The sequence below is a fragment of the Klebsiella sp. HN106 genome (genome assembly GCF_051209435.1).
GTDB lineage: Bacteria > Pseudomonadota > Gammaproteobacteria > Enterobacterales > Enterobacteriaceae > Klebsiella > Klebsiella oxytoca.
In genome coordinates this window covers 219,747-231,846 of record NZ_JBLURD010000007.1, presented here as the reverse complement: position 1 = coordinate 231,846, position 12,100 = coordinate 219,747, and the positions used below count along the sequence as shown (strand labels likewise).

At 56.9% G+C, this 12,100-nt stretch carries 15 protein-coding genes and 1 pseudogene; 12 read left to right on the top strand and 4 right to left on the bottom strand.

What is annotated here, in order from left to right; translation table 11 throughout:
- Nucleotides 1-50: 50 nt before the first annotated feature.
- The 7 genes from ACSIPU_RS18365 (at nucleotide 51) to ACSIPU_RS18335 (ending at nucleotide 4,451) form a co-directional block, all read left to right on the top strand.
- Entirely contained in the window at nucleotides 51-377 is a 327-nt protein-coding gene (locus ACSIPU_RS18365) for a DUF3561 family protein (protein WP_004104978.1), read from the top strand.
- Between the two features lie 139 nt (nucleotides 378-516).
- Complete coding sequence (gene ftsB / locus ACSIPU_RS18360) at nucleotides 517-834, top strand: cell division protein FtsB (RefSeq protein WP_004104977.1); 318 nt, start codon at nucleotides 517-519, stop codon at nucleotides 832-834.
- 19 nt (nucleotides 835-853) lie between these two features.
- Nucleotides 854-1,564 carry a 2-C-methyl-D-erythritol 4-phosphate cytidylyltransferase gene (gene ispD, locus ACSIPU_RS18355; protein ID WP_032728994.1) on the top strand — a complete coding sequence of 237 codons (711 nt, stop codon included), beginning with the start codon at nucleotides 854-856 and terminating at the stop codon, nucleotides 1,562-1,564.
- Nucleotides 1,564-2,043: a 2-C-methyl-D-erythritol 2,4-cyclodiphosphate synthase gene (gene ispF, locus ACSIPU_RS18350; RefSeq protein ID WP_004104972.1), complete on the top strand. Its 480-nt coding sequence runs from the start codon at nucleotides 1,564-1,566 to the stop codon at nucleotides 2,041-2,043. The genes ispD and ispF overlap by 1 nt, the downstream gene beginning before the upstream one ends.
- Nucleotides 2,040-3,089, top strand: a complete 1,050-nt coding sequence (truD, locus tag ACSIPU_RS18345) for a tRNA pseudouridine(13) synthase TruD (protein WP_047720723.1) — start codon at nucleotides 2,040-2,042, stop codon at nucleotides 3,087-3,089. The genes ispF and truD overlap by 4 nt, the downstream gene beginning before the upstream one ends.
- The gene (gene surE / locus ACSIPU_RS18340; protein WP_004114878.1) at nucleotides 3,070-3,831 is read left to right on the top strand and encodes a 5'/3'-nucleotidase SurE; all 762 of its coding nucleotides are present in this window, start codon (nucleotides 3,070-3,072) and stop codon (nucleotides 3,829-3,831) included. The genes truD and surE overlap by 20 nt, the downstream gene beginning before the upstream one ends.
- On the top strand, nucleotides 3,825-4,451 hold the full coding sequence (locus ACSIPU_RS18335) for a protein-L-isoaspartate(D-aspartate) O-methyltransferase (RefSeq protein ID WP_004104966.1): 627 nt from the start codon (nucleotides 3,825-3,827) through the stop codon (nucleotides 4,449-4,451). Before surE ends, ACSIPU_RS18335 begins: the two co-directional genes overlap by 7 nt.
- 99 nt (nucleotides 4,452-4,550) lie before the next feature.
- Here the strand turns inward: ACSIPU_RS18335 and ACSIPU_RS18330 are convergent, their stop codons facing one another.
- A complete protein-coding gene (locus ACSIPU_RS18330) occupies nucleotides 4,551-4,685 on the bottom strand; it encodes a peptidase (RefSeq protein ID WP_224226457.1) in 135 nt (44 codons plus the stop codon).
- Here ACSIPU_RS18330 and nlpD point away from each other — a divergent pair.
- Together nlpD and rpoS are read left to right on the top strand one after the other, a co-directional pair.
- Nucleotides 4,627-5,691 (top strand): murein hydrolase activator NlpD, encoded by a 1,065-nt coding sequence (gene nlpD / locus ACSIPU_RS18325; RefSeq protein ID WP_230133338.1) that lies wholly within the window; start codon nucleotides 4,627-4,629, stop codon nucleotides 5,689-5,691. The genes ACSIPU_RS18330 and nlpD overlap by 59 nt on opposite strands.
- 156 nt (nucleotides 5,692-5,847) lie before the next feature.
- Complete coding sequence (gene rpoS / locus ACSIPU_RS18320; RefSeq protein WP_004104962.1) at nucleotides 5,848-6,840, top strand: RNA polymerase sigma factor RpoS; 993 nt, start codon at nucleotides 5,848-5,850, stop codon at nucleotides 6,838-6,840.
- A 67-nt stretch (nucleotides 6,841-6,907) separates the two neighbouring features.
- Here rpoS and ACSIPU_RS18315 read toward each other — a convergent pair.
- Together ACSIPU_RS18315 and ACSIPU_RS18310 are read right to left on the bottom strand one after the other, a co-directional pair.
- Nucleotides 6,908-7,284: pseudogene (locus tag ACSIPU_RS18315) on the bottom strand (DUF4440 domain-containing protein).
- A complete protein-coding gene (locus tag ACSIPU_RS18310) occupies nucleotides 7,281-8,495 on the bottom strand; it encodes an MFS transporter (RefSeq protein ID WP_196557952.1) in 1,215 nt (404 codons plus the stop codon). Before ACSIPU_RS18310 ends, ACSIPU_RS18315 begins: the two are co-directional and overlap by 4 nt.
- A gap of 107 nt (nucleotides 8,496-8,602) precedes the next feature.
- Between ACSIPU_RS18310 and ACSIPU_RS18305 the strand changes: the two genes are divergently transcribed.
- Nucleotides 8,603-9,490 carry a LysR family transcriptional regulator gene (locus ACSIPU_RS18305; protein ID WP_196557986.1) on the top strand — a complete coding sequence of 296 codons (888 nt, stop codon included), beginning with the start codon at nucleotides 8,603-8,605 and terminating at the stop codon, nucleotides 9,488-9,490.
- Here the strand turns inward: ACSIPU_RS18305 and ACSIPU_RS18300 are convergent.
- Nucleotides 9,487-9,906, bottom strand: coding sequence for a MarR family winged helix-turn-helix transcriptional regulator (locus ACSIPU_RS18300; protein ID WP_016809803.1), 420 nt, complete (start codon nucleotides 9,904-9,906; stop codon nucleotides 9,487-9,489). The genes ACSIPU_RS18305 and ACSIPU_RS18300 overlap by 4 nt on opposite strands.
- A 170-nt stretch (nucleotides 9,907-10,076) precedes the next feature.
- On the opposite strand from ACSIPU_RS18300, the gene ACSIPU_RS18295 reads away from it, so the two are divergent.
- Nucleotides 10,077-10,670: a non-oxidative hydroxyarylic acid decarboxylases subunit B gene (locus ACSIPU_RS18295; RefSeq protein WP_004104955.1), complete on the top strand. Its 594-nt coding sequence runs from the start codon at nucleotides 10,077-10,079 to the stop codon at nucleotides 10,668-10,670.
- Complete coding sequence (locus ACSIPU_RS18290) at nucleotides 10,670-12,097, top strand: non-oxidative hydroxyarylic acid decarboxylases subunit C (RefSeq protein WP_004114871.1); 1,428 nt, start codon at nucleotides 10,670-10,672, stop codon at nucleotides 12,095-12,097. Before ACSIPU_RS18295 ends, ACSIPU_RS18290 begins: the two co-directional genes overlap by 1 nt.
- Nucleotides 12,098-12,100: the final 3 nt, after the last annotated feature.

Here is a 12,100-nt window from a genome sequence, read left to right as displayed (position 1 = left end):
GGCGGCGGTATCAGCGAATGATGCCGGTCGCCAGGTCAACAGGATTCGATATGCGCAATACCCAGAACCTCAGTATTATTCGTTCAGAACCGCCGCCGGCCGCCAGCGACGAGACCACGTGGTCTCTGTCGGGGGCGGCCGTGGGCTTTATTTCATGGCTGCTGGCGCTGGGTATTCCCTTCCTGATCTATGGCAGTAACACGCTATTTTTTCTCCTCTACACCTGGCCGTTCTTCCTGGCGCTGATGCCGGTTGCCGTTGTGGTTGGCATTGCGCTGCATTCGCTGCTGGACGGCAAACTTCAGTACAGCGTCTGCGCGACGATTCTGACCGTCGGGCTGATGTTCGGTCTGCTGTTCCTCTGGCTACTGGGGTAGTCTTTTCACGAATGAATCTGGCCTGGGTATCAACGGTAAAAATGTGGTACAGTCCCCGCGTTACGCGGCGTCGTCCGCGCGCCAGAGTAGAGAACTCGGGCGAGTTATGGGATGATGATGCCGTTTTTCAGGGGGCAGGATGGGTAAACTAACGCTGCTGTTATTGGCTTTGCTGGTCTGGCTACAGTACTCGCTGTGGTTCGGCAAAAATGGTCTGCATGACTATAGCCGGGTTAATGACGATGTCTCCGCGCAGCAGGCAACTAACGCTAAATTAAAAGCACGCAACGATCAGCTGTTCGCCGAAATTGACGATCTCAACGGCGGCCAGGAAGCTATCGAAGAGCGCGCGCGCAATGAACTCAGTATGACCCGCCCGGGCGAAACGTTTTATCGTCTGGTGCCGGATGCGTCGAAACGCAACCAGGCCGCGGGGCAACAGCAGAATAATCGATAAACAGGCCCAGGATTACAACATGGCAGCCACTTTTCCGGGCGTTTGCGCCGTGGTGCCGGCAGCCGGTTTTGGCCGCCGCATGCAAACGGAATGCCCGAAACAATATCTCTCTATCGGTAACAAAACGATTCTCGAACACGCGGTCGCCGCGCTGTTGGCAAACGCGCGTATACAGCGGGTGGTGATTGCCGTCAGCCCGGGAGACGAGCGCTTTAGCCAGCTGCCGTTGGCGAATCATCCTCAGATCACCGTTGTTGATGGCGGTACAGAACGTGCGGACTCCGTCCTTGCGGGCCTGAAGGCTCTTAGCGAGGCCGATTGGGTGCTGGTACACGATGCTGCGCGCCCCTGCCTGCACCAGGACGATCTCAGCCGCCTGCTTCAACTCTGTGAGACCAGCCGAACGGGCGGCATTCTGGCCGCCCCGGTTCGCGATACCATGAAACGCGCGGAGCCGGGCAGGGCGGCTATTGCCCATACCGTCGAACGCAACGATTTATGGCATGCGCTGACGCCACAATTTTTCCCTCGCGAACTGCTTGTTGATTGCCTGACGCGGGCGCTTAATGAAGGGGCGACCATCACCGATGAAGCCTCGGCGCTGGAGTACTGCGGCTTTCATCCTGAGCTGGTCGCCGGACGAGCTGATAATATTAAAGTGACGCGCCCGGAAGACCTGGCGCTGGCCGAATTTTACCTTACCCGTTCCCGACACCAGGAGAAGGCTTAATGCGAATTGGACACGGTTTTGACGTACACGCTTTTGGCGGTGAAGGCCCCATCATCATCGGCGGCGTGCGCGTACCTTATGAAAAAGGGCTGCTGGCGCATTCCGACGGCGACGTCGCGCTGCACGCGCTGACCGATGCGCTGTTGGGCGCGGCGGCGCTGGGCGACATCGGCAAGCTGTTCCCGGATACCGACCCGGCCTTTAAGGGGGCCGATAGCCGCGAACTGCTGCGCGAAGCGTGGCGGCGCATCCAGGCAAAAGGCTTTACCCTTGGCAACGTTGACGTCACCATCATCGCCCAGGCGCCGAAAATGCTGCCGCATATTCCCCAGATGCGCATCTTTATTGCTGAAGACCTCGGCTGCCATATGGACGATGTTAACGTCAAAGCCACCACCACTGAAAAGCTGGGCTTTACCGGCCGTGGCGAAGGCATCGCCTGTGAAGCGGTGGCGCTGCTGCGTAAGGCTGAGAAATGATCGCTTTTGACGAACTCACTTATCTGCATGGAAAACCGCTGAGCCAGGGGCTGCTAAAAGCCAATCCGGAAGACTTTGTGGTGGTTGAGGATCTCGGCTTTGCGCCCGATGGCGAAGGCGAACATGTGCTGGTGCGTATTCTGAAAAACGGCTGCAATACCCGTTTTGTCGCTGACGCGTTGGCCAAATTCCTTAAAATTCATGCGCGCGAAGTGAGCTTTGCCGGGCAGAAAGACAAACATGCGGTGACTGAACAGTGGCTGTGCGCCCGAGTGCCGGGCAAAGAGATGCCCGACCTGAGCAAATTCCAGCTTGAAGGCTGTCAGGTACTGGAGTACGCGCGCCATAAGCGCAAGCTGCGCCTCGGGGCGCTGAAGGGGAACCAGTTTACGCTGGTGCTGCGCGAAATCAGCGATCGCGACGATGTCGAAACGCGTTTACAGGCGATTGCTGAGCATGGCGTACCCAACTATTTTGGCGCCCAGCGCTTCGGTATCGGCGGCAGTAACCTGCTGGGGGCGCTGCGCTGGGCCGAGAGCGGCGCGCCGGTGCGCGATCGCAATAAACGCAGTTTTTGTTTGTCGGCGGCCCGCAGCGCATTGTTTAATCAACAGGTTGGTATTAGATTAAAAAAACCGGAATTTAATCAGGTTGTTGATGGCGATGCGCTACAATTAGCGGGGCGCGGAAGCTGGTTCGTTGCGACCTCTGAAGAACTGACGGAGCTCCAGGCGCGGGTAAATAATCGCGAACTGATGATTACCGCTGCGCTTGTAGGTAGCGGCGACTGGGGCAGCCAGCGGGACGCGCTGGCCGCCGAACAGGCGGCCGTCGTTGAAGAGACGCAGCTACAGACGCTGCTGGTGCGTGAAAAAGTAGAGGCCGCACGCCGGGCGATGCTGCTTTATCCCCAGCAGATGAGCTGGAACTGGTGGGATGACGTTACCGTTGAACTGCGTTTCTGGCTGCCCGCAGGCAGCTTCGCCACCAGCGTAGTAAGGGAGCTTATCAATACAACGGGTGACTATGCGAATATTGCTGAGTAACGATGACGGGATCCACGCGCCGGGCATTCAGACCCTGGCGAAGGCCTTACGGGAATTCGCTGAGGTTCAGATAGTTGCACCCGATCGTAACCGCAGCGGGGCGTCGAATTCCCTGACGCTGGAGTCTTCGCTACGCACTTTCACTTTCGACAACGGCGATATCGCCGTGCAAATGGGCACGCCGACGGACTGTGTCTACCTCGGCGTCAACGCCCTGATGCGGCCGCGTCCGGATATTGTGGTCTCCGGCATTAACGCCGGGCCCAACCTTGGCGACGACGTCATCTATTCCGGCACCGTTGCCGCCGCCATGGAAGGCCGTCATCTGGGCTTTCCGGCGCTGGCCGTTTCGCTAAACGGCTACCAACACTATGAGACCGCCGCTGCGGTCACCAGCTCGATTCTCCGGGCATTAAGCCGCGAACCGCTGCGTACCGGGCGCATTCTCAATATCAACGTGCCGGATCTTCCGCTTGATCAGATAAAAGGTATTCGCGTTACCCGCTGCGGCAGCCGCCATCCTTCCGATCAGGTCATTCCGCAGAAAGATCCGCGCGGCAATACGCTGTACTGGATCGGTCCTCCGGGGGAAAAGTACGACGCCGGTCCGGATACCGACTTTGCCGCGGTGGATGAAGGCTATGTCTCGGTCACGCCGCTCCATGTCGATTTAACCGCCCACAGCGCGCATGAGGTGGTTAGCGGCTGGCTCGATCGCGTTGGGGTTGATACACAATGGTAAGCAAACGTGTTGAAAGTCTTCTCAATCAGCTTCGCACTCAGGGCATTGTCGACGAGCGCGTGCTGGACGCTATCGCGCAGGTGCCGCGAGAAAAGTTTGTTGATGAAGCCTTTGAACATAAGGCGTGGGAAAACACGGCATTGCCGATTGGCCAGGGGCAAACTATTTCGCAGCCCTATATGGTGGCGAGGATGACCGAGCTTCTGACGCTTACGCCGGAGTCAAGGGTGCTGGAAATCGGCACCGGCTCTGGTTATCAGACGGCAATTCTGGCGCACCTCGTGCACCACGTTTGCTCGGTCGAGCGTATTAAGAGCCTGCAGTGGCACGCGCGCCGTCGTCTGAAACAACTTGATTTACATAATGTTTCAACCCGTCACGGTGATGGATGGCAGGGTTGGCAGGCACGCGCGCCGTTTGACGCGATTATTGTGACCGCAGCGCCGCCGGAAATCCCGGCCGCACTGCTGGCGCAATTAGACGATGGCGGCGTGCTGGTGCTGCCGGTAGGCGAAGAGCACCAGTTTTTAAAGCGCATCCGTCGACGCGGCAATGAGTTTGTCATTGACACCGTCGAGGCCGTGCGCTTTGTTCCCCTCGTTAAAGGGGAGCTGGCCTGAACCGGATTATTCCAGGTTTTTTTGCCTGCATTTAGGCATAGGGTGGACGCATTTTTCGTGTCCTGGCCGGGCACCGTCCGGTGAGCAAGATATTGGTAGTTAACATATTCCTGGGGGATAAATGAGCGCGGGAAGCCCAAAATTTACCTTAAGCCGCATTGCGGCTTTGTCACTGGTGTCACTCTGGCTGGCAGGCTGCAGCAGTTCCAACAATCCGCCTGCGCCGGTCAGCACGGCTGGCGGGGCTTCGTCTTCGGGCACCAATTCCGGGATGCTGATTACGCCTCCGACCAATACCGCGCCGCAGGCTCGTCCGGTACAAACTCAGCCGGTACAGACGCAGCCTGTGCAGATCCAGCCGATGGCTCAGGAGCCTGTGCAAACGGTAAACGGCAAAATCGTCTACAACCGTAAGTATGGGGATATTCCGAAAGGTAGCTATACCGGCGGCAGCACCTATACTGTTAAACGCGGCGACACGCTATTCTACATTGCGTGGGTTACCGGGAACGATTTCCGCGACCTGGCGCAGCGCAATAATATCCCGGCACCGTACGCTTTGAACGTCGGTCAGACGTTACAGGTTGGCAATGCATCCGGCCAGCCGATTACCGGTGATAATCCTGTTGCCCAGGCGAGCGTGAAGGCCAGTAATGGTGGAATGTTGAGCGCAAATTCTGCACAAAAATCCACCGCGGTAGTTGCGTCACAACCAACTATTACGTATTCTGAATCTTCAGGTGAACAGAGTGCTAATAAGATGTTGCCGAACAACAAGCCCGCGACGACGACAACCGTCGCGCCAGTTACGGCTCCAGCTGTCAGCACCACCCAATCGACTGCAAGCAGTACGTCTACCAGTTCGCCGATCTCTTCATGGCGCTGGCCGACTGATGGCAAGGTTATCGAGAACTTTAGTGGGGCCGAAGGTGGCAATAAAGGTATTGATATTGCAGGCAGTAAAGGACAGGCTATTGTCGCGACCGCAGATGGGCGCGTCGTCTATGCCGGTAACGCACTGCGCGGTTACGGTAATCTTATTATCATCAAACATAACGATGATTACCTGAGCGCCTACGCCCATAACGATACGATGCTCGTAAAAGAGCAACAAGATATCAAGGCGGGGCAGAAGATCGCTACCATGGGTAGCACAGGTACTAGTTCGACACGATTGCATTTTGAAATTCGTTACAAGGGGAAATCCGTCAACCCGCTGCAGTATTTACCGCAGCGATAATTTGGCAAAGTACGGATAGCTCAGTATTGCTAAGAAAGGCGCCAGGGCGGCAACGATGTCTTCTTTAACGGGGCATAAAGGTTATCGTCCGGGCGTCCTTCGAGTGATATTTAGCCAAAGTGCTTTGCTCAGGGATCACGGGTAGGAGCCATCTTTATGAGTCAGAATACGCTGAAAGTTCATGATTTAAATGAAGACGCGGAATTTGATGAGAACGGAGTCGAGGTTTTTGACGAGAAAGCCTTAGTTGAAGAGGAACCCAGTGATAGCGATCTGGCTGAGGAAGAGCTTCTTTCGCAGGGAGCAACCCAACGGGTGCTTGATGCGACGCAGCTTTATCTCGGAGAGATTGGTTATTCCCCACTGCTGACTGCCGAAGAAGAGGTTTATTTTGCCCGTCGCGCGCTGCGTGGTGACGTTGCATCACGCCGCAGGATGATCGAAAGTAACCTGCGTCTGGTTGTCAAGATTGCCCGCCGTTACGGCAATCGTGGTCTGGCTCTGCTGGACCTGATTGAAGAAGGTAACCTGGGGCTGATTCGCGCAGTTGAGAAGTTTGACCCGGAACGTGGGTTCCGTTTTTCAACTTACGCGACCTGGTGGATTCGCCAAACGATTGAACGGGCAATTATGAACCAAACCCGTACCATTCGTTTACCTATCCACATCGTCAAAGAGCTGAACGTCTATCTGCGTACCGCGCGCGAGTTGTCCCACAAGCTGGACCACGAGCCGAGCGCCGAAGAGATAGCCGAACAGCTGGATAAGCCAGTTGATGACGTAAGCCGCATGCTGCGTCTGAACGAGCGCATTACCTCAGTGGATACTCCGCTGGGTGGCGACTCGGAAAAAGCGCTGCTGGACATCCTGGCCGATGAAAAAGACAACGGCCCGGAAGACACCACGCAGGACGATGATATGAAACAAAGCATCGTCAAATGGCTGTTCGAACTGAACGCCAAGCAGCGTGAAGTGCTGGCTCGTCGCTTTGGCCTGCTGGGCTATGAAGCCGCGACGCTTGAGGATGTTGGCCGTGAAATTGGCCTGACCCGCGAACGCGTGCGTCAGATCCAGGTTGAAGGTCTCCGCCGTCTGCGGGAGATTCTGCAAAGCCAGGGGCTGAACATCGAAGCGCTGTTCCGCGAGTAAGACACCTTTCGTTAAAAAGGCTCAATCGTTTTTCGATTGGGCCTTTTTCTTTTTCAGCGTCTGCTCTCTATATCCGGGCCGTTTCGTGGAGATGCAGCCAGCTTATCTCCCCCTCCTGCTGGCGGAAAAGCGCCGTTGACCAGCGCGCCGTATCCGCTTTGCCGGGTAAAACGTGCGTTTCCCGATATATCACCGCGGCCCCATCGTGCCATTCGGCAAGCATCGCGGCGCTATCAATGACGATTTTTAAGCCGGGGCGGCTGGCGCGAGCCCCTTGAAAAAAGCGCTGACCGCCTGCTGGTCCATGCGTGTCCCGTTAATCGGGATCATGGTAAATTCCGCGCTGAAGCGCTGCATTAACCCTTCGATGCTGCCAGTTCCCTGATTCAGCCAGGCTTCAATGGCCACATGGGCGGCAATGACTTCTTCAATATAGCGACTCATTTGTTCTCCGTTTTACCGTGCAGGCGCATGATTATCGCCCGGTTATCAAATCTAAGGCAGCGCAGCAGCGGCAGCAGCGTAAAAATAGCGGCGGCGATAAACACGCCACGCCAGGCCTGCGGTGCTGGCCAGTAAAGCAAAAATGCGCTCAATAACCCCGCCAGCAGCGCAGCGCCAATCAGGAAACTCAGCTGACGATTGAGGTTCCACAGCGCGCTGGCGTCCGGCATATCGCAGTTAGCCACATTAAGAAACGCGCTGCTTTGGGCCGTACTGCTGCACAGACTGCCGCCTGCGCCCATTAAGACAAATGCCGCGATCAGCGTGCTGCTGGCGGTTGGTGAATTAACGCTGGCCAGCGCGACGATCCCGGCGGCCTGAAGCAGGCAGCCGGCCGCAATCAGAGGGCGGGGGCCGAGACGATTAAAATAGCGACCGGTCGTGACGATCGCCACGAAAGAGGCCAGTGACCAGGGCAGCATCAGGGCGCCGATAGCGGAGGGTGACAACCCCGTTACGCTTTGCAAATAAAACATCCCGACGACGTTAATTCCGATAAACGTCCCCGGCACGCAGAGATACACCAGCATAGAAAAACGCAGCAGCGGGTCACGCAGTAAAGCGAGCGGTAATAAACCTCCCGCTCGCACAACGCTTCTCTCTTCTTTTAGCCACAACGCTGCCAGCGCTAACGTCAGAAGGGCTATCGGCAGGCTGGCAAGGAAGACCCAGCGCCAGCTAAGTGATTGCACCAGAAGACCTCCCAGCGCCGGGGAGCACGCCGGCGCCAGCAGCCCGACCAGCATCACCGCGGCAGAGAGCTTTGCCCGCTCGTGAGTCTTAAACTGCTGCCAGGTTAATGCCTGACCTATTGGAATCAACAGTCCACCGCCCATTCCCTGCAGGACGCGCCACAGAACCAGATTTAGCAATGAGTCGGCCATCCCTGTTGCCAGCGCGCCGATGCTAAACAGGCTGAGCGAAAGCAGAAACACCCGTCGGGCGCCAAACCGCTGGCTGAGCCTGGCGCTAAACGGCAGCACCAGGGTGAGTCCTGCAATATAGCCATTGCTGACCCACGCCAGTTCGCCTGGCGACGCGTGCAGCGTCCGGCTCATCGCCGGAAAAGCGACGCTGGCGATAAACATATTGATTAAGTCGAGAAAGAAACCCAGCAGAAAAAGGGTTGCGACCTTGATGCGATACGTCATTGATTACTCTCCCCATGAAGGCCGCTACTGTAAACCTCAGCATCAGGGCGAATAAACGCGACATTCGGATATATACTGTCTGAAATTTTTTGACAATGAGCGATATGATGTTGAACCTGCAGCGGATGACCATGTTTGTGGCGGTGGTGGAGAGCGGCAGTTTTACCGCGGCGGCGGCGGCCCTCGGGCAAACCAAGGCCGTGGTCAGTTTTAACGTCAGGCAGCTGGAGAGCGAGCTGGGCGTTACGCTGCTGTTGCGATCGACCCGACGGCTTACGCTGACTGAAGCCGGGTCGCTGTTTTATCAGCGTGGCCTCGCGCTGCTGAAGGCAGCGGAAAATCTGCAGGACGACGTCCGGGGCAGCCATGTGGGATTGAGCGGCGAACTGCGGGTCGCGACCACGGCAGAATATGGTGCCCAGGTGATTGTTCCGGCGCTGGCGTCGTTCAGCCTGCCGCATCCAGCGCTCCGCGTGCGGCACGTTTCTTCTTCTCACCACGCGGATTTAATCTCAGATCGTGTTGATGTGGCGATTCGTCTCGGGACGCTGGCGGATTCACGTTACCGCGCGGCGCTGATCTCGCGCTTTGCTATCGTACCAGTCGCCTCTCCGGCGTGGCTGGCGCAGCATCCGGTGAAGACGCTAGAGGATCTGGCCCATTCCGCGTGGATTATTCATGAACGTTTGACGACGCCGCTGCGCTGGCAGCTCAGCGGGCCGCAGGAACGGTGTATCCCGTTTGAAATTAAAAAGGCACCACGGATATCGGCGGATAGCGCCAGCGCGCTGATGGCTTTTGCGCTGGCGGGGAGCGGCGTCGCGCTGCTCCCCGAATGGCTGGCGGCCGCTGCGCTGGCGGATAACGCCCTCGTGCGGATTATGCCGGAATTCCGCTTCCCGTCTCAGGGAGTGTATGCGGTTTATCCGGACGCGCAGCATGTTCCCGCCAGGGTTCGGGCGTTTATTGATTTTCTCCGCGAGCGTTTGGGTTAACGCTCTTGCTCTTGCGCCATCAGCTTATGGATGAGTTGCGAAAACTGGCGGCGCTCTTCATCACTGAGACGGCCTAAAAACTCTTCATCAACGGCGTTACCCAGCGGCATAGAGCTTGCCAGAAGCGCTTCGCCTTCGGCGGTTAAATAGACAAACCGCCGGCGTTTGTCCGCCGGATCGTGTTCGCGACGAACCAACCCCCGGCTTTCCATACGGCTCAGCATTTCCGCCAGCGTCGCTTTGGTGCTGACCGCCGCTTCCGTTAACGTCACCTGTTCGATGCCGGGATGCTCGGCAATTGAACGCATTACCGCATACTGCGGTTTGGTCAGGTCCGGCAGTTCGTGCTGCCAGCGAGCGGTGTGCTGCTGAAAAAGCTGGCGCAACAGGTGGAACGCCTCGTTTCTTAACTCCATGACAACTCCGTAATCAAACCGTCGATTCTATGATAGCCGTTCGCACGGGGATTTAGCATTTTTCCTTTTTTGATTAAAAATGCGGCCGTATACGAACGAACTTGCATGGATAGCCCTACAAGAGTAGCTTTAATAAAAACGTTCGTATACGAACAAAATATGAGGCGATGATGAAGCTAATTGTTGGGATGACCGGAGCGACAGGCGCTCCGTTGGGGGTTGCGCTGCTTAAAGCGCTGCGTGAGATGCCGGAAGTGGAAACGCATCTGGTGATGTCAAAGTGGGCCAAAACGACCATTGAGCTGGAAACGCCTTACAGCGCCCGTGAAGTCGCCGCACTGGCCGATTTCTCCCATAGCCCGGCGGATCAGGCCGCCGTCATCTCATCAGGTTCATTTCGCACCGACGGCATGATTGTTATTCCCTGCAGTATGAAAACGCTGGCGGGTATTCGTGCCGGTTATGCCGAGGGGCTGGTTGGCCGGGCCGCGGACGTGGTGCTGAAAGAGGGGCGTAAGCTGGTACTGGTACCGCGCGAAATGCCGTTAAGCACCATCCATCTGGAAAACATGCTGGCCCTGTCACGCATGGGGGTGGCAATGGTGCCGCCCATGCCCGCTTATTACAACCATCCTAAAACCATTGAGGACGTCACGGACCACGTTGTCACGCGAGTGCTGGATCAGTTCGGTCTGGAGTATCACAAAGCGCGCCGCTGGAGCGGGTTACGGGCGGTAGAGAATGTTTCACAGGAGAATGAATAATGGCTTTTGATGATTTGCGCAGCTTTTTGCAGGCGCTGGACGACCAGGGGCAACTGCTGAAAATTAGCGAAGAGGTTAACGCGGAACCGGATCTGGCCGCCGCGGCGAACGCCACCGGACGCATCGGCGATGGCGCGCCGGCGCTTTGGTTCGATAATATTCGCGGATTTACCGATGCTCGCGTAGCAATGAATACTATCGGTTCCTGGCAGAACCACGCTATCTCGCTGGGCTTGCCGCCGAATACGCCGGTGAAAAAGCAGATCGACGAGTTTATTCGCCGTTGGGATAAGTTTCCGGTAACGCCGGAGCGGCGGGCAAATCCGGCGTGGGCGGAAAATAGCGTCGACGGTGAAGACATTAATCTGTTTGATATTCTGCCCTTGTTCCGTCTTAACGACGGCGACGGTGGTTTTTATCTCGACAAAGCCTGCGTGGTTTCGCGCGATCCCCTCGACCCGGATAATTTTGGCAAGCAAAACGTCGGCATTTACCGTATGGAGGTGAAGGGTAAACGTAAGCTCGGCCTCCAGCCGGTGCCCATGCATGATATCGCCTTACATCTGCACAAAGCGGAAGAGCGCGGTGAAGATCTGCCGATCGCCATTACCCTGGGCAACGATCCGATTATTACTCTGATGGGCGCTACGCCATTGAAATACGATCAGTCGGAATATGAGATGGCGGGCGCGCTGCGGGAAAGCCCGTACCCTATCGCCACCGCGCCGCTGACCGGCTTTGACGTGCCGTGGGGCTCAGAGGTCATCCTCGAAGGGGTGATTGAGAGCCGCAAGCGTGAAATCGAAGGTCCGTTCGGTGAATTTACCGGCCACTATTCTGGCGGCCGTAATATGACGGTGGTGCGTATCGATAAGGTTTCATACCGTAGCAAACCGATTTTTGAGTCGCTCTATCTTGGTATGCCGTGGACCGAAATTGACTACCTGATGGGCCCGGCCACCTGCGTGCCGCTGTATCAGCAGCTGAAGGCCGAATTCCCCGAAGTGCAGGCGGTCAACGCAATGTACACCCACGGCCTGCTGGCGATTATCTCCACCAAAAAACGCTACGGCGGCTTTGCCCGCGCGGTTGGCCTGCGCGCGATGACCACCCCGCACGGCCTGGGCTACGTGAAGATGGTGATTATGGTTGATGAAGATGTGGATCCGTTCAACCTGCCGCAGGTGATGTGGGCGCTCTCTTCAAAGGTCAACCCGGCGGGGGACCTGGTGCAGTTACCGAATATGTCGGTACTTGAGCTTGATCCCGGCTCCAGCCCGGCGGGAATTACCGACAAATTAATTATCGACGCCACCACGCCGGTTGCGCCGGATCTCCGCGGCCACTACAGCCAGCCGGTACAGGATCTTCCTGAAACCAAAGCCTGGGCTGAAAAACTGACCGCCATGCTGGCCAACCGTAAATAAGGA